Source organism: Antarctobacter albus (assembly GCF_900101505.1).
Classification (GTDB): domain Bacteria; phylum Pseudomonadota; class Alphaproteobacteria; order Rhodobacterales; family Rhodobacteraceae; genus Antarctobacter; species Antarctobacter albus.
This window is the reverse complement of sequence record NZ_FMZI01000006.1, coordinates 229,498-247,498: the sequence shown is the minus strand read 5'-3', so window position 1 is coordinate 247,498 and position 18,001 is coordinate 229,498. Positions and strand designations below refer to the sequence as shown.

The following is an 18,001-nucleotide window of genomic DNA, read 5'->3' as shown; positions in this document are numbered from 1 at the left end:
CACCCTGTGCGCGGGAAGTATAGGCCCAAAATGGAGAAAGACATGGACCTCGACGACGCATATGCCAACGCCGCTCATATCCCGGGGGCAGAGGCCTATCCGCCGCGCTGGGCTGCCGAGGCCGAGACCTATCGCAAGCGGCTGGCGGTTGCGGGCAAGGCGCGGCTGGGGCTGATGTACGGGCATGGGCCGCGCCAGGCGCTGGACCTCTTCCTGCCGGACCGGCCGCCCGAAGGCCTGGTGGTCTTTGTCCACGGCGGCTACTGGCTGCGCTTCGACCGCTCCAGCTGGTCGCATCTCGCCGAAGGCGCGCGGACGCGCGGCTGGGCGGTCGCCATGCCCTCCTACGATCTCTGTCCCAGGGTGCGGATTTCCGACATCACCCGGCAGGTGGCACAGGCGATTGCCGTGGCCGCCGCCGAAGTTCCGGGGCCGATCCGGCTGACGGGGCATTCCGCGGGCGGGCACCTGGTGGCGCGCATGGGGGCGGTGCTGGCGCCCGAGCTGCTGGCGCGGGTGGCGCATGTCATGCCGATCTCGCCGCTTTCGGACCTGCGTCCGCTGATGCGGACCTCGATGAACGCGGATCTCAAGATCGACGACGCCGAAGCCCGCGCCGAAAGCCCGATCTACGCCCCGCCGCCGCCCATGCCGGTTACCGTCTGGGTGGGCGGAGACGAACGGCCCGCCTTTCTCGACCAGGCACGGAAACTGTCGCAGGTCTGGGACTGCGGCCTGGTGATCGACGAGGGCAGGCATCATTTCGACGTGATCGACGCGCTGGCTGATCCCGAGAGCGGAATGGTGGTCCGGCTGCTCGACCAGTAGCGCCAGCTGATATGCGGGTTTTGGGGTATTTGGACCAAGAAGAAGCGCGCAGGACTCGCCTGTGTTTCTTCTTGGTCCAAATACCTCCGGGGGTGAGCCTGAAAGGCGAGGGGGCAGCGCCCCCTTGTCTGGATCCCCGCCGGGTGCGACGCTAAAAAATTTTGGGTAAGGTATCCAAGGATTGCGCCGCGTCCTGCGTCTCACTCATGTGATGCGCATGGATGTCAGCGACGAATCCCTTGCCCGAGCGGCGGCAGATGGTGACCGGCAGGCCTTTGCGCTGCTGGTCGAACGGGTCTACGACCGGGTCTATGGCTACGCGGTGAAACTCTCCGGCAGCCGGACCGAGGCCGAGGACCTGGCGCAGGATCTCTGCGCGGCCCTGCCCACCAAGCTGCAGAGTTTTCGGGGCGAGGCGAAGCTGACGACCTGGCTTTATCGCATCACGGTGAACGCCGCCCGGGACAGGTTCCGACGCGCTGCCACACGCGCCCGGGCCGCCGATGGCTGGGGCGACTGGGAACTGGCGCGCCAGGCCGAGATGGCCGAGACGGCAGAGCGCGTGGATTGGCTGATGCAGGCCATGTCGGGCCTTGCGGTCGATCTGCGCGAAACCCTTGCGCTGGTTCTGGACGGGGTGACCCACAAGGAAGCGGCGCAGATCCTCGAGGTTTCCGAGGGCACCGTCAGTTGGCGGGTCTCGGAGGCCAAGAAGAAACTGAAGGCGATGCAGGAGGCCGAGGCATGAGCGACGATCTGGACGATCTGAAACGCGCATTCGACGCGGCCCTGCCCAGGGCCGACCCCGACAAGCGTGCCGAGGCGATTGCCCTGGCGATGAAAAACTTCGACCGTGTCCAAGAAAGCGATGCGCTGGCGCGTCAGACCTCTGAACCCACCCGAGAGGGGGGCGTTTTCAGAGGAGCCAGACAGATGCTTGCCAATATTTCGAACCGTGGATTTCTGACCGCCACCACCGCCATTGCCGCCGTTGCGATGGTGGCCCTGATCCCCGTCCTGCGCGACAGCCAGCCGCCGGAACCGGATATCTTCATTCCGGGCGAGGGTGCGCGGACCGTGCTCGAGAGCGCCCCCGTGGCCGATCCTGCCCCGGTGGTCGAGGAGGTTCCGGAGGCCGCGGACGTCTTGACCCGCGATGCGCCGGTCGTCTCGACCAGCCGAAAGTTCGATCCCTCGGTGCGTCAGTCCGGTCCGGTCAACCAAGGCCGCCCGATGGCGGACCCGTCGCCGCAACCTCCGGCACCGCCCGCAGGCGCCGCGCGAAACCGGACCGTCGCCCCTGCCTCGCCCGGGGCGGGGGGTGGGATCAGCCTGGAAACCGGGGTGCTCAACCTCAAGCACAGCGCGCCCGCGCCGCTGCCGGACCCGGTGATCGTACAGCCCGAGCCGAATACCGAGGCCTTCCCCGAGGCCGATGACAACCCGATCAAGGTCACGGCGGAATCGCCGGTCTCGACCTTCTCGATCGACGTCGACACGGCCTCTTGGGCCTTCATTCGAAATGCGCTGAACCGGGGGCAGCTGCCGCCGAAGGACGCGGTGCGGATCGAGGAGATGGTCAACTATTTCTCCTACGATTACCCGGCCCCCGAGGGGGATGCGCCCTTTGCGACCCATGTGGGTGTCAGCAACAGTCCCTGGGTCGAAGGTACGCAGATCGTCCACATCGGGTTGCAAGGCATCCTGCCCGAGGCGCGGCCGCCGATGAACCTGGTGTTCCTGGTGGACACCTCCGGTTCGATGAACAGCGCCGACAAGCTGCCGCTGCTCAAGCAGAGCTTTCGCCTGATGCTGGGCCAGTTGGGCGAGAATGACACCATCGCCATCGTCACCTACGCGGGCAGTGCCGGCCTTGCGCTGGAACCCACCAAGGCGACAGAGCGCGAGACGATCCTGGCCGCGCTGGACACGCTGCACGCGGGCGGCAGCACCGCCGGGCAGGCGGGGCTGCAACAGGCCTATGCCACCGCCGCGCAGATGGCACGTGATGGCGATGAGGATGCGATCAGCCGGGTGATCCTGGCCACGGATGGCGATTTCAACGTCGGCATCAGCGATCCCGATGACCTCAAGGACTTCATCGCCGACAAGCGCGACGAGGGCACCTACCTATCGGTGCTGGGCTTTGGCCGCGGCAACCTGGACGATGCGACGATGCAGGCGCTGGCGCAGACCGGCAACGGCATCGCCTCCTATATCGATACGCTGGCCGAGGCGCAGAAAGTGCTGGTGGACCAGCTGACCGGCGCGCTGGTGCCGATCGCCGATGACGTCAAGATCCAGGTCGAATGGAACCCGGCGCTGGTCGCCGAGTACCGCCTGATCGGCTACGAGACCCGTGCACTGAAACGCGAAGATTTCAACAACGACAAGGTGGACGCGGGCGAAATCGGCGCCGGCCACCAGGTGACGGCGCTTTATGCGATCACCCCGGTCGGGTCGCCGGCACGCATGACCGATCCGCTGCGCTACGCGGCGGGGGATGCGGCGCCTGTCGCGGATGATACGGGCGAACTGGGCTTCCTGCGTCTGCGCTACAAGGCGCCCGGCGAGGACACCAGCAAGCTGATCGAAACACCGATCATGGCCGATGCCGCGCCGCTGGCAGAGGCGGACTGGGCGCTTGCCATCGCCGGGTTCGGCCAGATCCTCCGCGGATCCGACCTGATCGGTGACTGGAGCATGGGCGACGCCATCGCGCTGGCGCAGGGCGCGCGTGGCGAGGATGCCTTTGGCTACCGGCAAGGGGCGATCACGCTGATGCGCCTGGCGCAAAGCCTGCAACAGTGAAACCCGTCCCGGCCCTGCGCCGGGACCTCCGTGCCCCCGTGCCTGTCGCGGGGGTATCCCTGCTCCGGTGACATATGATCTTTCCGTCACCAAACCGTCACGCACCTGTTACCTCTTGGCGCCTATGCCCCCGGTACCAATCAACAGGGGGACTCCATGCATTTCCGCGCCCTTTGCCTGACGAGCGTTCTGGCCCTTGCCGCCAGCGCCGCCACGGCAGACATGAATTTCAACCGCATCGCCTCGTTCGGCACCTACCTGAACATGGCCGATGGCGAAGACCTTGCCCGCACGTCTTCGGCAGAGATCATCGCCGCCACCGCAGATGGCATGACGCTGGTCTATACCGACAGCCCGCTGGGCGTGATCGGTCGCGTCGATATCACCGATCCCGCCAACCCGGCTCCGCTGGGCAACGTGGCGCTGGACGGTGAGCCGACCGCCGTCGGCATCGTGGGCAGCACGGCCTTCGTCGGCGTGAACACCTCGGCCAGCTTCACCGATCCCTCGGGTCACCTGGCGATCATCGACGTCATCTCCGGTGACATCACCGCCACCTGCGACCTCGGCGGCCAGCCGGATTCCGTTGCGGTGTCCAAGGATGGCACCCGCATCTCCATCGCGATCGAGAACGAGCGGGACGAGGACCTGGGCGATGGCCGCGTCGGCCAGCTGCCTGCCGGTTTCCTGGTGATTGGCGAGATCAAGGGCGCTGCACTCTCCTGTGATGACCTGGTCAGGGTCGAGATGACGGGCCTTGCCGACATTGCCCCCGAAGACCCCGAGCCCGAGTTTGTCGACATCAATGACCTCGGCGAGACCATCGTCACGCTGCAGGAAAACAACTATCTCGTGATCGTGGGCGCCGATGGGTCCATCATCAACCATTTCTCCGCCGGTGCCGTCGATCTGGACAGGATCGACACGCTGGACGAGCGCGGCTCGCTCGACTTCGACAAGTCGCAGAAGCGCCGCAAGCGTGAGCCCGACGCCGTCAAGTGGATCGACAGCGATCATTTCGCGATCGCCAACGAAGGCGACATGGATGGCGGGTCGCGCGGCTGGACCATCTTCTCGAAAACCGGCGACGTGGTCTATGAATCCGGTGTTTCTTTCGAACACGCGCTGATTCAGATCGGCCACTACCCGGACAAGCGGTCCGACGCCAAGGGCGTCGAGCCCGAGTCGATCGAAACCGCCGTTTTCGACGGCACGCCGATGGTCTTTGTCGGTTCCGAGCGCGGCTCTGCCGTGGGTGTCTACGACGTCACCGACCTCGCCAACCCGGTTCTGAAACAGATCCTGCCTTCGGGCATCGGCCCGGAGGGTTATGTCGCCATCCCGTCCCGCAACCTGCTGATCTCGGCCAACGAGGAAGACCTGATCGAAGACGGCGGCGTGCGTGCGCATGTCATGATCTTCCAGTACCAGGACGCCGAAGCGATGTACCCGACGCTGACTTCCGAAGGCGCAGAGCAGCTGATCGGCTGGGGCGCGATCTCGGGCATGGTGGCGGATGCGGACGGCATCGTCTGGGCGGTGAACGACAGCTTCTACGGCTTCCAGCCCTCGATCTTCAAGATCGACACCACGCAGACCCCGGCGCGCATCGTTGACGTGATCCGCGTGCATCGCGCCAATGGCGACGCCGCGCAAAAGCTGGACCTTGAAGGTATCACGCTGGATGGCCATGGCGGTTTCTGGGTTGCCTCCGAAGGCCGGACCGAACGCGGCATCCCGCATGCGATTTACCACGTCACCGCCGACGGTCTGATCAAGACCAACTCGGCCGAGATCATGATCCCCGCCGCGCTGACCGCCGTCGAAAAGCGCTTTGGCTTCGAGGGCATCACCCGCGTCGGCGACACGCTCTGGATGGCGGTTCAGCGTGAATGGAAGGACGATCCCAAGAACCACGTCAAACTGGTCTCCTACAACATCGAGACCCAGGAATGGGGCGCCGTGCTCTACCCCAAGGCCGAGCCGGCCAAGGGCTGGGTCGGCCTGTCCGAGATCGTGGCGCATGGCGACTTCATGTATGTCATCGAGCGTGACAACCAGATCGGTGCCAATGCCGTCACGAAAAAGATCTACCGCATCCCGATGGCCGACATGCAACCCGCCGCGCTGGGCGGCGACTTGCCCGTCGTGACCAAGGAAGAAGTCCGCGACCTGATCCCCGATCTCGCCAGCTACGGCGGCTATATCGTGGACAAGGTCGAGGGGCTGGCGATTTTCCCGGACGGCACGGTCTGGGTCTCGACGGACAACGACGGCGTGGACGACAGCTCGGGCGAAACCTTCTTCTGGATGTTCAAGCTCTGAGGGCACCGGCTTTCCGGAACACGAACGCCCTGCGGGAGACCGCGGGGCGTTTTCACATGCGTAGGGCGGGGTTTCCCTGCCGGTCTTCCAGTTCGAAACTCCGTGCAGAATTTTGGCGCATATGGGTTCAGAGAAGCCTTGGCTTTTGCCACCTCTCCCGCAAACCCAAGGGCAATGACGCAAGATAATGCATCTGAGCGCCGGAAACCGGCATCTTCGGGAGGGAAGCACATGTTCCATAGGGGTCCAACCCGGTCGCAGCGGGTAACATCTTGAACGCGCTCGAAGCCACGCTCTATCGTGGCCGGATCGGCCGCCGCCGTTTCATGCAACTGGCCCTTGCCACCGGGGCCTCGCTGAGCGCGGTGTGCGCGATGGCGCAAGAGGGCGGCGATGCCGCGATCACCCAGCTTTACAACGCGCAGAACCTGCGAGACAGCTATGCCTACATCGTCGTCGGTTCCGGTTCCGGCGGCGCCACCGTCGCGGGCCGGCGGGTGAATATCCCGCAAAGCTATCTCTACCCGGTGCTGAAACAGGGCAATGTCACGCTGCTGACCGGGACCGAGGCGACGACATTGATCATGGAGGGCACGACCTGCAAGGGTGTGAACTTCGTCCAGGACGTACAGATGAAATCGGCCCGCGCGCCCCGCGTGATCCTTGCTGCGGGTGCGATCAACACGCCCAAGATGCTGGTGCTTTCGGGCATCGGCCCCAAGGCAGAACTCGACCGGATCGGCGTGCCGGTCACGGTCGACCTGCCCGGCGTCGGCCAAAACTTCCAGGATCACGTCCTGCTGGCGGGCTGCATCTGGGAATACAACGAGCCGCTGCCGCCCCGGAACTCTCTGGCCGGGGCCACCTTCTTCTGGAAGAGCGACAGCGCGCTCGACAGCCCGGACATGCAGCCCTTCCAGATCGAGGTGCCCTACGCCACCGAGGTCACAGGCCCGTCCTATGCCCCCCGCCAAGGCATGGACCCTGTCGCCCGGCCTTGTCCCCCCAAAAGCCGGGGCCGCGTCTACCTCACGTCGAACGACCCGATGGCCCAGGCCAGGGAGGACGCGCAGTTCCTGTCGCATCCCGACGATCTCACGGCGGTGGTCCGCTGCATCGAGCTCTGCCGCGAGATCGGCAATTCCGATACGATGAGAGAGTTTGTCAAACGCGAGGTCATGCCCGGCGCGCTTTCACCCGCCGAGATGCAGGACTTCGCGAAAAATGCCGCCGGCACCTGTTTCCACAAAAGCTGCACCTGCAAGATGGGCACCGACGAGATGTCCTTGGTCGACGCCAACCTGTCTGTCTACGGGGTCGAGGGGCTGAGCATCGCCGATGCCTCGATCATGCCACGCGTGACCACCGGCAACACCATGGCGCCCACGGTCATCATCGGCGAACGCGCCGCCGACATCCTGCTGGACTGAGCGCCGGGGCAACCCACCCCGCCCCTGTTTCTTCTTGGCAAAAATACCCCTGGGGGGAGGACCGAAGGGACGGGGGGCAACGCCCCCTCACTCCGGATGGGACAGCAACTCCGGCAGGGCTTCTGCCAGCAGGTCCCAGACGATGCGCACGCGCGGGCTGGTCCGCAACTCGCGGTGCGCGACCAGCCAGATCGGAAAGCGAAAGGTCACGTCAGGCAGGACGCGACGCATCTCCGGCGCGGCGTCGCCCAACCCGCAGGGGACGGTGCCCAGCCCCACGCCCATGCGCGCCATTTCCCAATGCACCGTGTGCGAAGAGGTCAGGACCGGGAACTGTGCCGGTGTCACCGGGATGCCGCGTTTCTGCAGCGCTTCCATGAACTGGGTGTTGTCGGCAAAGCCGATGAACTCCGCGCGGGCGAGGTCGGCGGGATCGGTGATCGGGCCCAGCCGCTCCAGGTAGTCGATGGAACCGTAGAACGTGCCCTCGTCCTCGCCCACCCGCTTGGCGATCAGGTCCGGCTCCTCGGGGCGGGCGTTGCGGATGGCGATATCGGCCTCGCGGCGGCGCAGGTCGCGGATCTCGTTCGAGGCGACAACCTCCAGCGTGATCCCCGGCGCCACGTCGCGCAACCGCCGCGCGATGCGCGGCATCAGCCAACTGGAGTAGACCTCTGACGCGGTGACGGCCACATGACCCGAAGCCGCCTGCGCCTGGCCAGAGGCGGCCAGCGACACGCCGACCGCCGCCTCGCCCATCGCGCGGACGTGGCCCATCAGCTGCGTGCCTGCCTGGGTCAGCACAAGGCCGCGCCCGACCCGTTCGAACAGCACCAGCCCCAGCTCTTCCTCCAGCGCCGTCACCTGCCGGCCCAGCGTCGGCTGGGTCATCCCTAGCGCCCGTGCGGCAGCAGAAAGCGAGCCCTCCTCGGCGGTGACGAGAAAGGCCCGTGCGCGGTTCCAGTCGAAGGTGACAGAGCGCCAATCCATGCAGGAATGCATGGCGATGGCGGCCCGCTTGTCAATAGCGCAGTGATCCCGCAGAAAAACGCCCCGGACGAATTGTCCGGGGCGCGCACTACTCACACGAGGGTCTTGGGATCAGTTGACGGCTTCTGCGTCAACGACGTCCTTCTCTACCATTTGGGCGTCCGGCCGGGCGATTGCAATGCGCCGCGGTTTCAGGGCCTCGGGAATTTCGCGTTTCAGGTCGATGTGCAGCATGCCGTTTTCATGCGTCGCACCCTGAACCCGGACGTGATCGGCCAAGTGGAACCGGCGTTCAAAGGCACGGGTCGCGATGCCGCGATGCAGGTAGGACTTGCCTTCATCGTTGTCGGCCTTGCGGGCCGAGACCACCAGCGCCTGTTCCTTCACCTCGACCGACAGGTCCTCGTCGGCGAAACCGGCCACGGCAATCGAGATGCGGTAAGCGTCATCGGCGGTCTTTTCGATGTTGTAGGGGGGATAGCCCGGCTGCGCGGTGTCGCTGGCCAGAACGCGGTCCATCAGGTCGGCAATCTGGTCGAACCCGACAGTGGCACGGTAGAGCGGGGCAAAATCGAAATGTCGCATGGAATCCTCCGTTTGAGCGATACCTGTCTGTGGTGCGCCTTCCCTCATGGGACAGGCGTCGAAAGCACCGGAACCCTGTCATAGGCGTCCCGGTGACATTGAAATTGGGGAGCGTTCGGAGCGGTTTCAAGACCCTCAGGGCCGGACGAACCGCGCCCCAGTTTCGCGCCGGTCCCCGGCTGCCAGACGGTCCAGCCCCGCGCCGGGGTCGCGGTTGGCGGCCAGCGCGCTCTTCAGCGCGTCCAGCGGCGCGCCCAGCCCGCTGGCCAGGGCCACGGGTTTGCCGTTGGCCTGCGCCTTGGACGAGACCACGGAAACGATCTGTGCCACCCCGTCCTGCAACCGGAAGACCGGAGAACCGGAGGCGCCGAAATCCACCACGCAGGAGAGCACCAGCATCCCGTCCTGCCGCGCCAGAACCTCGCAGGTTTCCTGCAAGGACGGCGCCTCGGACCGGTCGCGGGCATAGGAAACGACGCCCACCTCTTCGCCCTTGGACGGGCCGGGGCCGACGGCAAAGGGCGTGATCGTGGTGTTGCGGATCGGGTGCTGCAACTCGATCAGCGCAAGGTCGTGGCGAACACGGTCCGTGCTGGCCTGTGCGCCATAGACGAAATCCGGATGCGGCACCGCCTTGCGCACCAGCCGGTAGGCCGCCGCTCGCCCGTTGCGCCATCCGGCCAGGAACTGCATATCCTCGACCGAGACGCGGTTGCCGGTATCGGGATCATAAAGGCAATGCGCCGCCGTCAGCACCAGCCGGGGCGCAATCAACGCACCTGTGCAAAAGGCGCTGCCGGCGATCTCGATCCGTCCGACCGCCTCCCATCCGCGGCCGTCCTCGGCCGTTTCCATGCTGAAAAGACCCTGGGCCCCCGCAGAGGTGCCCAGCAGCCAGAGAGAGAAAACCAAAAAGAGCCGCACTGAACCGTCCTATACTTTTGGACATAAATTTGCACGGCATCTGGGCAAAATTGAGGCAAAGACGCCGCAATTACAGACTGTTCTTGTCAGGTCAACGATCGCGGTTTCGGCCCCCCGGTCGCCCAGTCCAGCAGTTCGACAGTATGCACCACGGGCACCTCGGTGCCGCTGCCGATCTGCATCATGCAGCCGATGTTCCCGGCGGCGATGACCTCCGGCTTCTTGGCCTCCAGCGTGCGCACCTTGCGGTCTTTCAGCTTGGCCGAGATTTCGGGCTGCATCAGGTTGTAGGTGCCCGCGCTGCCACAGCACAGGTGGCTGTCGGCCGGTTCCACCACCTCGAAACCCGCGCGTTTCAGCAGGTCCTTGGGCGCTGTCTTGACCTTTTGCCCATGCTGCAGAGAACAGGCGGCGTGATAGGCCACCCGCAGGCCCTTTGTCTCACCCTCGGGGATTTCCAGCCGGGTCAGCAGCTCGCTGATGTCCAGGGCGATCCCCGCCACCCGCGCCGCGTCATCGGCCAGCGCATCCTGCGCGAACATGTGGCCGTAATCCTTGACCGTTGTGCCGCAGCCAGAGGTGTTGATGACGATGGCGTCCAGCCCCTCTCCGTCCATCTCGTCCGTCCAGGCGCGGATGTTCTTCGCCGCCGTCGCGTGGCTTTCGCCGGTCTTTCCCATGTGATGCGTCAACGCCCCGCAACAGCCGGCACCTTTCGCCACTACCACCTCGCAGCCCAGCCGGGTCAGCAGGCGGATTGTGGCATCGTTGATGTCCGTGTTCAGCGCCTTCTGGGCGCAGCCGGTCATCAGCGCCACGCGCATCCGCCTTTCCGCCTTGGGCGCGAAACTCTGCGGATCATCGTTGCGGCTGACTGGCGGGATCCTGTCGGGCGCCATGTCCAGCATGGCGCGCAGCCGCGCGTCAGGTAGAATCCCGCGCAGGGGCTTGCCGATCTTCGCCGCCAGCAGCGCCAGCCGGAACCGGCCCGGGTAGGGCAGGATGCGCGCCAGCAGCCAGCGCAGCGCCTTGTCGTGCCAGGGCCGGTCATAGTGTTTCTCGATATAATCGCGCGCGTGGTCGACCAGGTGCATGTAATGCACACCCGACGGGCAGGTCGTCATGCAGGCCAGACAGGACAGGCAGCGGTCGATGTGCTTGACGGTCTTCTTGTCCGGTACACGCTCGTTTTCCAGCATGTCCTTGATCAGGTAGATGCGGCCACGCGGGCTGTCCAACTCGTCGCCCAGCACCTGGTAGGTGGGACAAGTCGCGGTGCAGAACCCGCAATGCACGCAGCTGCGCAGGATCTGGTTGGCGCGCGCGGTGCCCGCGTCCTTCAGTTGCTCTTCGGTGAAATTCGTCTGCATGTCAGTCCATCATCTGGGCCAGGGCAAGGCCAAACCAGGGGAGCGCGCAGGCCAGCAGCGCGCCGCGTTTCGTCCATCGGCTGTTCGCCGCACCGGGCAGCCGTCGCCTCAGGGCCTGCGCCACCATGACCACCGCCAGCACCCAGCCGGTCCAGAGCGCGGCCAGCGAGGCCAGGGCCGACCTTTCCCGCAGGTACAGCGCCAGTGCCGAGGCCAGGAAGACCGCCAGCGCCAGCCCGATCAGCGCGCCCAGGGTGTTGGGCAGTTGAAACAGCACCGCGCCCAGCAAGGGCGCCGCGACAAAGCCCATGACAAAGAGGACCAGGGCCGGATTGGCCATCAGGCCATGATCCCCGGGTTCAGCATGCCGCGCGGATCGAACCGGGCACGGATGCCCGCGCTCAGCGCCGCCACGGCGGTCGGTTCCGGCTGGAACACCGGCAGCTCCAGCCGCGTCTGTTCCGAGGCGCGGATCAGCGTCGCATGCCCTTGAAGCCCCTTGGGCCGCAGGTCGGTGCCGGGTGCGCTTTCCACCCAGATCAACCCGCCACCCCAGTCGTACAGCACGCGTTCGACCGGATGCGACGCGCGCAAGCGGGCCACCAGCCCCGGCGCCTCGCTGGGCCGGACGGAGAACTTCCAGACATCGCCGCCGGTGCCCTGCATGATCTCCACGTCCCGCACCCAGCGCCAGAGCGCGGCAACCCGCTCCGGGTCCGTCTCGACCCGGACGGAAAGGTTCGTGAGCATCTCCTGCAACCGCCCGGTGCGATAGGCGACCGACCCGGCAAATCCCTCCAACCGCAACAGGGTCAAAGGCTGCTCGCCCGGCCCGCCCGGCGCATGGGCCGCGCCCGTCACCTCGTAAGGCGAGGTCAGTGCCCGGCTCATCACCTCCTGCGCGCCTGCCTCGTCCAGCCCGTCGATCATAAGGCAGGCGGCGGTTTCCGGCACCGGCAGCACCTTGAGGCTGACCTCGGTCAGCACTCCAAGGGTGCCCCAGCTGCCGCACATCAATTTGACCAGATCATAGCCGGTGACATTCTTCATAACGCGGCCGCCGTTCTTGACCACCTGCCCGGCGCCATCGACGAACCGCACACCCAGCAGGAAATCCCGCGCCGCACCCGCCTGCACCCGGCGCGGTCCGCTGACATTGGCCGCCACCACGCCGCCAATCGTCGGCTCGCCGGACGTCCCCAGCAGCCCGCGATGATCCATCGGCTCAAAGGCCAGGCGCTGCCCCTCCGCCGCCAGCGCGCCTTCGATCTCGGCCAGCGGCGTGCCTGCGCGCGCCACCAGCGTCAGCGCGCCCGGCTCGTAAAGCGAGACACCCGACAGGCCACCCGTCTCCAGAACCGCCGCCGCGCTGGTCACGCCCACGGCCCGCGTCCCGCCGCCGCGAATGTGAAAGGGGTCGCTGGCGCTTCCGATCACCTCGGCCAGGTCTGCTTCGCTCTCTGGTCTCATGCGCCACGCTCCTGGCTTCTTCTTGGTAAAAATACTCCGGGGTGTGGGGCTGGCCCCACTCCCTCACTCCGCCGCCAGCGCGACGCTCCGCCGTCTTTCCGACGCGGTCAGCGGAAACACCTTGGCCGGGTTCAACAGCCAGGCCGGGTCAAAGACGTCCTTGACCGCCATCTGCGCTTCCAGGTCGATCGGATCGTATTGGTCCACCATCAGGTCGCGCTTCTCGATGCCCACGCCATGTTCGCCGGTCAGGCAGCCGCCGACCTCGACACACAGTTTCAGGATCTCCGCCCCGAAGGCCTCGCAGGTCTCCAGCTGCCCCGGTTCATTGGCGTTGAACAGGATCAGCGGGTGCATGTTGCCGTCGCCGGCGTGAAACACGTTGGCGACGTCCAGGCCGAATTCCCTGGACATCTCGCCGATGCGGCGCAGGACGTAGGGCAGTTCATTGACCGGAATCGTGCCGTCCAGGCACATGTAGTCGTTGATGTTGCCCATCGCGCCAAAGGCGGATTTCCGGCCCAGCCAGATCCGGGCCGCCTCGTCGGCGCTCTGCGCCTCGCGCAATTCCACCGGGTTGTGGCGCCGGGCGATTTGCAGGATCAGGCCAAGCTGCTCGTCGATCTCGGCCGCGCTGCCCTCGACCTCGACGATCAGCAGGGCCTCGCAGTCCGGGTAGCCCGCCTTGGCGAAATCCTCGGTTGCACGGATGCAGGGGCGGTCCATGAACTCGATCGCCACCGGCAGGACGCCCGCCTTGATGATGTCACTGACGCATTCGCCCGCCACCTCGTTCGAGTCGAATCCCATCAGCACCGGCCGCGCGCCCTCGGGCTTGCGCAGGATGCGCAGAGTCGCCTCGGTCACGACGCCAAGCTGCCCCTCGCTGCCGCAGATCAGCCCCAGCAGGTCCAGCCCGCCCGCATCCAGATGCGCCCCGCCGATCTCGACCACCGTGCCGTCCATCTGCACCAGGGTCACGCCCAGCAGGTTGTTCGTCGTCACGCCGTATTTCAGGCAATGCGCCCCGCCCGAGTTCATGGCGATATTCCCGGCAATCGCGCAGGCCAACTGCGACGAGGGGTCGGGGGCGTAAAAGAAATCCTCTTCCTCCACCGCGCTGGTCACGCTCAGGTTGGTGCGCCCGGTCTGCACCCGGATGATGCGGTCGGCGTAATCCACCTCCAGCACCTCGTTCATCCGCGCCACGCCCAGGATCACCGAATCCGCCGTCGGCAGCGCGCCCCCCGCCAGCGAGGTGCCCGAACCCCGCGGCACCACGGGCACGCCTTCCTCGTGGCAGATCTTCAGCACGGCGGCGACCTCTTCGGTCGAGGAGGGGAGCACAGCGGCCAGCGGCGGACAGCGGTAGGCGGTCAGCGCGTCGCATTCATAGGCGCGCGTCTCCATCTCGTCCTCGATCACCGCGTCGGCGGGCAATACGCTGCGCAACCGCTCGACGATCCGCGCCTTCTTGGCCAGGATGGCGGGGTTCGGCTCTGGCATCTGCATTTCGGGTCTCCTCGGGCACAGCGGCATCGGGGCAATTGGTAAGAAGATATAACCAAAAACCCCTGCGCGCCACAGGGAATCACGGGTCGGCAGCGCGGCATCTTGCCATTTTCGCTGCCACAGGGTCAGGTGCGCGCATGAGTTGGGTCAAGATCATTCATATTCTTTGCGTCATGGGCTGGATGACCTCCATCTTTGCCGTGCCGCGCGCGATCATCTACTGGAAGCGTGAGCACGCGCGGCTGGGCGAAAACGGACCGCTGGGCGACCTGACGTTCCGGCTCTATCGGTTTTCCTTTGGCCTGGGCGTGATCGCCATCATCACCGGCGTCTGGTACGGGACCTGGCTGGGCTGGCCCGCCTGGCTGCACCTCAAGGCCACGCTGGTCGTGCTGCTGGCGGCGCATTACCTCTGGACCGGGCGGCTGGTGCGTAGGGCACAGCGGGGCATCTTCACCGAAAGCGACATGTACCTGCGCATCTTCAACGAGGTCAGCGTGATCGGCACCATCGCGATCCTCTGGGTCGTCGTGGCGCAGCCCTTCTGATGACCTGGGAGACGCTGCGCGCCGGGTTCACCCTCTGGGATGCTGGCGCGCTGGCGCTGCTGGTCCTGGCCTGGGCTGGCGCGACCTGGTTCATCGAGCATCCGCCACGGGGGCGGCCCTCCACCTCTGTCCTGATGGCCGGCTATCGCCGGGCCTGGATGGAGGTCTTTGTCACCCGCGATCCGCGCATCTTCGATTCGCAGATCGTCGGCAGCCTGCGCCAGGGCACGGCATTTTTCGCCTCGGCCAGCATGATCGCCATCGGTGGTGGGTTCGCCCTGATCGGCAATGCCGACCGGCTGCGCGGGGTGGCGCAGGACCTGGCGCCTTCGGTCGATCCGGTGGTGGTGCTGGAAATCAAGCTGATGCTGATGATGTTCTTTGCCGCCAATGCCTTTCTGAAATTCGTCTGGTCACACCGGCTGTTCGGCTATGCCTCGATCCTCATGGCGGCGGTCCCGAACGAGGCCGATCATCCGGCGGCCTATCCACGCGCCCGCAAGGCGGGAGAAATCAATGTCACCGGCGCGCGCAGCTACAATCGCGGGCTGCGCTCGGTCTATTTCGGGATTGCCTCGGCGGCCTGGCTGATCGGGGCGGCGGCCCTGATCCTGGCCACGCTGATCACGCTTGCGGTCATCCTGCGGCGCGAGTTTGCCTCCGGCTCGCGCGAGGTCCTGCTGGAAGACAGCGACAACATGGAATGACCCGATCCCGGCCCCGATCCGGGACCGCCCTCCGCGCTTCGTGATCCACAGGGCGGTGCAGGGCTGCTAGGCTGAACGCATGAGACACCTCGCAGCCTTCCTTTTCTTCGCCGCCCCCGCGCTTGCCGACCCGCCGCAGATTGACCGCGTCGAAGCAGGGCGCAGCGGCGACAACTGGCGGTTTTCCGTCACGCTCTCTCACCCGGACACCGGCTGGGATCACTATGCCGACGGCTGGCGCGTGGAACTGCCGGACGGCACGGTCCTGGGGACTCGGGAGTTGTTGCATCCGCATGTGAACGAACAGCCCTTTACGCGCTCGCAGTCCGGCATCGTTCTCCCCGAGGGTGCGGCCCGAGTCATGATCCGGGCGAAATGTTCGGTGGACGGCTGGTCTGCCGAAGCCGTGCCCTTTTCGCTGCCGTAGGGCGGGGGTCACCCCGCCGCCCTGCCAGCGGCTTCAACTCCGCCCTTCGCGCATCCAGGCGCCGACGATCAGCCCGGCAGCCAGCAGCAGAACCAGCCACTCCGGCGCCAGCGGGGTCTGGCGGACATCCAGCGTCTCGTAGGCCTCGCGCGGGGTCAGCCCGATCCAGCCGCGTCCGGCGGCAGGCCGCCCGGCACGCACCTCGCGGATCGAAGGCAGCCCCTCTTCCAGCCGCATGATGCCGCCGCGCATCTCGTCGATGATCGGCGCCAGCGCTGCGCCGGATGTGATGGTCTGGACAAACTCGCGTGGCGCCGAGGGGCCAAGCCCCACCACCGCCGACAGCGCGTTTTCCTCCAGCCGGTAGAGACCGATCTGAGGCCCGTCGTAGATCGCCTCGTAACGGCCCGGGCTGACCTCTTCCAGCGGCACCTGCACCTCGTCGCCATCGGGCGTTGTCACGGTCACGTCGCCCACGAACTCGTTAAGGGTGCGGCGCACGATGCGCATGCTTTGCCCGGCAGGTTCGGCCCAGAGCGCCTCTTCCTCCAGTTCGGGTTCCTTCATCATCCAGTGCGCCAGCCGCCGCAGCAGGTCCAGTTGCGGCCCGCCGCCCTCGTAGCCCCGGCTCCACAGCCAGGCCTGGTCCGAGGCCAGCAGCGCCACGCGCCCCTCGCCCACGCGGTCCAGCACCAGCAGGGGGCGGTCGTCCACGCCGGACATGACCACGTCGCCCTTGATCGGCTGCACCTCGATCTGGCGCAGCCAGCGGCCCCAGTCATCCGCGCCGGACAGGCCCGATGTCACCGGGTGACGCTGGCCCAGGTCGGTCACGGCGGGCTTGTAGCCCTGGTCGACCACCCGCGCGGTCGGTTCCGCCGGCAGGATGTCCGCCAGCGGCGAGCGGTAGATCGAATCCGCCGAGGCGAAATCCGGCCCCGCGGCGACCAGCACGGCGCCGCCCTTTTCGACGTAGTTGCGCACGTTGTCGAGGTAGATGGCGGGCAGGATGCCGCGCCTCTTGTAGCGGTCGAAGATGATCAGGTCGAAATCGTCGATCTTGTCGAGGAACAGCTCTCGCGTCGGGAAGGCGATCAGCGACAGTTCGTTGACCGGCACGCCGTCCTGCTTTTCCGGCGGCCGCAGGATGGTGAAATGCACCAGGTCGACGGAGGAGTCAGATTTCAGCAGGTTGCGCCAGGTGCGCCCGCCCGCGTGCGGTTCGCCCGAAACCAGCAGCACGCGCAGCCGGTCGCGCACGCCATTGATCTGGATCAGCGCCTTGTTGTTGCGGTCGGTCAGCTCTCCATCCGCCTCGGGCACGGTGAACTCGATCACGTTCAGCCCGCCGTGGGGCAGAGTGATCGGCAGGGTCAGGTCCTCGCCGATCGGCACGGTAAAGCGGTCCGCCTCGTCGCCGTCGACCGAGATCAGGATATCGGTGCGGGTGTCGCCGGGCGCGGCGCCGTTGTCCTCGATCCGCAAGGTCAGTTCGACCTCCTCGCCCAGGATGGCAAAGGACGGCGCGTTGCGCACGACCAGGCGCCGGTCCCAGTCGTTTTCCTTGCCGGTCATCAGCAGGTGCATGGGCGCGGGCAGGTCAGGCGCGCGTTCAAGGTCGTGCAGGCGGCCATCCGATAGCAGCAGGATACCGGCGATGCGCCCGCGCGGTTCCTCGGCCAGCGCATTGGACAGGGCCGTCATCAACAGCGTGCCGGCGTCGCCTTCGCCATCCGGGACCGGAATGCGGCGCACCTCGGTGTTGGGGCGCGCGTCAAGCTGGGCCTCCAGCCGCGCGGCGGCCTCGGTGGTGATGTCCGCGCGTTCGGCCAGTTGCTGCGAGGCGGTTTCGTCCACCAGCATCAGCACGATGTCCGAGAGCGGCGCGCGGTCCTCGACCTGGTAGGAGGGTTGCGCCAGTGCGCCCACGAGGATCACACCGGCAAGGAAACGCAGCGCCCAGCCCGACAGACCGCGCCACAGCGCCAGGCCCGTGCCCAGCAGCGCCAGCGCCGCCAGTATGGCAATCGCCGCCCAGGGGAGCAGCGGGTCGAATACAATCTGTCCGTTCATC

The 18,001-nt window shown here is 66.3% G+C and carries 16 protein-coding genes; 8 read left to right on the top strand and 8 right to left on the bottom strand.

Features of this window, described 5'->3' with window-relative positions:
* Positions 1 to 42 precede the first annotated feature (42 nt).
* From BLQ71_RS12680 to BLQ71_RS12660, 5 genes are all read left to right on the top strand, one after another.
* The gene (locus BLQ71_RS12680; protein WP_074622029.1) at positions 43 to 828 is read left to right on the top strand and encodes a hormone-sensitive lipase; all 786 of its coding nucleotides are present in this window, start codon (positions 43 to 45) and stop codon (positions 826 to 828) included.
* Positions 829 to 1,045: 217 nt separating this feature from the next.
* Complete coding sequence (locus tag BLQ71_RS12675; protein WP_074622028.1) at positions 1,046 to 1,576, top strand: RNA polymerase sigma factor; 531 nt, start codon at positions 1,046 to 1,048, stop codon at positions 1,574 to 1,576.
* Positions 1,573 to 3,639, top strand: coding sequence for a vWA domain-containing protein (locus BLQ71_RS12670; RefSeq protein WP_074621974.1), 2,067 nt, complete (start codon positions 1,573 to 1,575; stop codon positions 3,637 to 3,639). The genes BLQ71_RS12675 and BLQ71_RS12670 overlap by 4 nt, the downstream gene beginning before the upstream one ends.
* A 156-nt stretch (positions 3,640 to 3,795) precedes the next feature.
* A complete protein-coding gene (locus tag BLQ71_RS12665; protein WP_074621973.1) occupies positions 3,796 to 5,964 on the top strand; it encodes an esterase-like activity of phytase family protein in 2,169 nt (722 codons plus the stop codon).
* A 272-nt stretch (positions 5,965 to 6,236) separates the two neighbouring features.
* The gene (locus BLQ71_RS12660; protein ID WP_198548540.1) at positions 6,237 to 7,394 is read left to right on the top strand and encodes a GMC family oxidoreductase; all 1,158 of its coding nucleotides are present in this window, start codon (positions 6,237 to 6,239) and stop codon (positions 7,392 to 7,394) included.
* A gap of 87 nt (positions 7,395 to 7,481) precedes the next feature.
* Here the strand turns inward: BLQ71_RS12660 and BLQ71_RS12655 are convergent, their stop codons facing one another.
* The 7 genes from BLQ71_RS12655 to BLQ71_RS12625 all read right to left on the bottom strand — a co-directional run bounded on the left by BLQ71_RS12655 (position 7,482) and on the right by BLQ71_RS12625 (position 14,245).
* Positions 7,482 to 8,480 (bottom strand): LysR family transcriptional regulator, encoded by a 999-nt coding sequence (locus BLQ71_RS12655; protein ID WP_367888666.1) that lies wholly within the window; start codon positions 8,478 to 8,480, stop codon positions 7,482 to 7,484.
* A 15-nt stretch (positions 8,481 to 8,495) separates the two neighbouring features.
* On the bottom strand, positions 8,496 to 8,969 hold the full coding sequence (locus BLQ71_RS12650) for an Hsp20 family protein (RefSeq protein WP_043140388.1): 474 nt from the start codon (positions 8,967 to 8,969) through the stop codon (positions 8,496 to 8,498).
* Between the two features lie 135 nt (positions 8,970 to 9,104).
* Positions 9,105 to 9,893, bottom strand: a complete 789-nt coding sequence (locus BLQ71_RS12645) for a trypsin-like serine peptidase (protein ID WP_379862583.1) — start codon at positions 9,891 to 9,893, stop codon at positions 9,105 to 9,107.
* An 86-nt stretch (positions 9,894 to 9,979) separates the two neighbouring features.
* Entirely contained in the window at positions 9,980 to 11,263 is a 1,284-nt protein-coding gene (gene glcF / locus BLQ71_RS12640; protein WP_074621971.1) for a glycolate oxidase subunit GlcF, read from the bottom strand.
* A 1-nt stretch (position 11,264) separates the two neighbouring features.
* Positions 11,265 to 11,603, bottom strand: a complete 339-nt coding sequence (locus BLQ71_RS12635) for a hypothetical protein (protein WP_074621970.1) — start codon at positions 11,601 to 11,603, stop codon at positions 11,265 to 11,267.
* On the bottom strand, positions 11,603 to 12,733 hold the full coding sequence (locus tag BLQ71_RS12630; protein ID WP_074621969.1) for an FAD-binding protein: 1,131 nt from the start codon (positions 12,731 to 12,733) through the stop codon (positions 11,603 to 11,605). Before BLQ71_RS12630 ends, BLQ71_RS12635 begins: the two co-directional genes overlap by 1 nt.
* Positions 12,734 to 12,796: 63 nt before the next feature.
* A complete protein-coding gene (locus tag BLQ71_RS12625) occupies positions 12,797 to 14,245 on the bottom strand; it encodes an FAD-linked oxidase C-terminal domain-containing protein (protein WP_074621968.1) in 1,449 nt (482 codons plus the stop codon).
* 137 nt (positions 14,246 to 14,382) lie between these two features.
* Here BLQ71_RS12625 and BLQ71_RS12620 point away from each other — a divergent pair, with 137 nt between their 5' ends.
* From BLQ71_RS12620 to BLQ71_RS12610, 3 genes are all read left to right on the top strand, one after another.
* Positions 14,383 to 14,793 (top strand): CopD family protein, encoded by a 411-nt coding sequence (locus BLQ71_RS12620; RefSeq protein ID WP_074621967.1) that lies wholly within the window; start codon positions 14,383 to 14,385, stop codon positions 14,791 to 14,793.
* Complete coding sequence (locus BLQ71_RS12615; RefSeq protein ID WP_074621966.1) at positions 14,793 to 15,500, top strand: DUF599 domain-containing protein; 708 nt, start codon at positions 14,793 to 14,795, stop codon at positions 15,498 to 15,500. Before BLQ71_RS12620 ends, BLQ71_RS12615 begins: the two co-directional genes overlap by 1 nt.
* A 79-nt stretch (positions 15,501 to 15,579) precedes the next feature.
* Positions 15,580 to 15,927, top strand: a complete 348-nt coding sequence (locus BLQ71_RS12610) for a hypothetical protein (RefSeq protein ID WP_074621965.1) — start codon at positions 15,580 to 15,582, stop codon at positions 15,925 to 15,927.
* 33 nt (positions 15,928 to 15,960) lie between these two features.
* On the opposite strand, the gene BLQ71_RS12605 is transcribed toward BLQ71_RS12610, so the two are convergent.
* Positions 15,961 to 18,000, bottom strand: coding sequence for a glutamine amidotransferase (locus BLQ71_RS12605; RefSeq protein ID WP_074621964.1), 2,040 nt, complete (start codon positions 17,998 to 18,000; stop codon positions 15,961 to 15,963).
* Between the last annotated feature and the right edge of the window lies 1 nt (position 18,001).

What these genes read in the sequence shown, in the direction of transcription:
- BLQ71_RS12680 (WP_074622029.1), top strand. Translation starts at nt 43, where the DNA reads ATGGACCTCGACGACGCATATGCCAACGCCGCTCATATCCCGGGGGCA.
- BLQ71_RS12675 (WP_074622028.1), top strand. Translation starts at nt 1,046, where the DNA reads ATGGATGTCAGCGACGAATCCCTTGCCCGAGCGGCGGCAGATGGTGAC.
- BLQ71_RS12670 (WP_074621974.1), top strand. Translation starts at nt 1,573, where the DNA reads ATGAGCGACGATCTGGACGATCTGAAACGCGCATTCGACGCGGCCCTG.
- BLQ71_RS12665 (WP_074621973.1), top strand. Translation starts at nt 3,796, where the DNA reads ATGCATTTCCGCGCCCTTTGCCTGACGAGCGTTCTGGCCCTTGCCGCC.
- BLQ71_RS12650 (WP_043140388.1), bottom strand. Translation starts at nt 8,969, where the DNA reads ATGCGACATTTCGATTTTGCCCCGCTCTACCGTGCCACTGTCGGGTTC.
- glcF (WP_074621971.1), bottom strand. Translation starts at nt 11,263, where the DNA reads ATGCAGACGAATTTCACCGAAGAGCAACTGAAGGACGCGGGCACCGCG.
- BLQ71_RS12635 (WP_074621970.1), bottom strand. Translation starts at nt 11,603, where the DNA reads ATGGCCAATCCGGCCCTGGTCCTCTTTGTCATGGGCTTTGTCGCGGCG.
- BLQ71_RS12630 (WP_074621969.1), bottom strand. Translation starts at nt 12,733, where the DNA reads ATGAGACCAGAGAGCGAAGCAGACCTGGCCGAGGTGATCGGAAGCGCC.
- BLQ71_RS12625 (WP_074621968.1), bottom strand. Translation starts at nt 14,245, where the DNA reads ATGCAGATGCCAGAGCCGAACCCCGCCATCCTGGCCAAGAAGGCGCGG.
- BLQ71_RS12620 (WP_074621967.1), top strand. Translation starts at nt 14,383, where the DNA reads ATGAGTTGGGTCAAGATCATTCATATTCTTTGCGTCATGGGCTGGATG.
- BLQ71_RS12615 (WP_074621966.1), top strand. Translation starts at nt 14,793, where the DNA reads ATGACCTGGGAGACGCTGCGCGCCGGGTTCACCCTCTGGGATGCTGGC.
- BLQ71_RS12610 (WP_074621965.1), top strand. Translation starts at nt 15,580, where the DNA reads ATGAGACACCTCGCAGCCTTCCTTTTCTTCGCCGCCCCCGCGCTTGCC.
- BLQ71_RS12605 (WP_074621964.1), bottom strand. Translation starts at nt 18,000, where the DNA reads ATGAACGGACAGATTGTATTCGACCCGCTGCTCCCCTGGGCGGCGATT.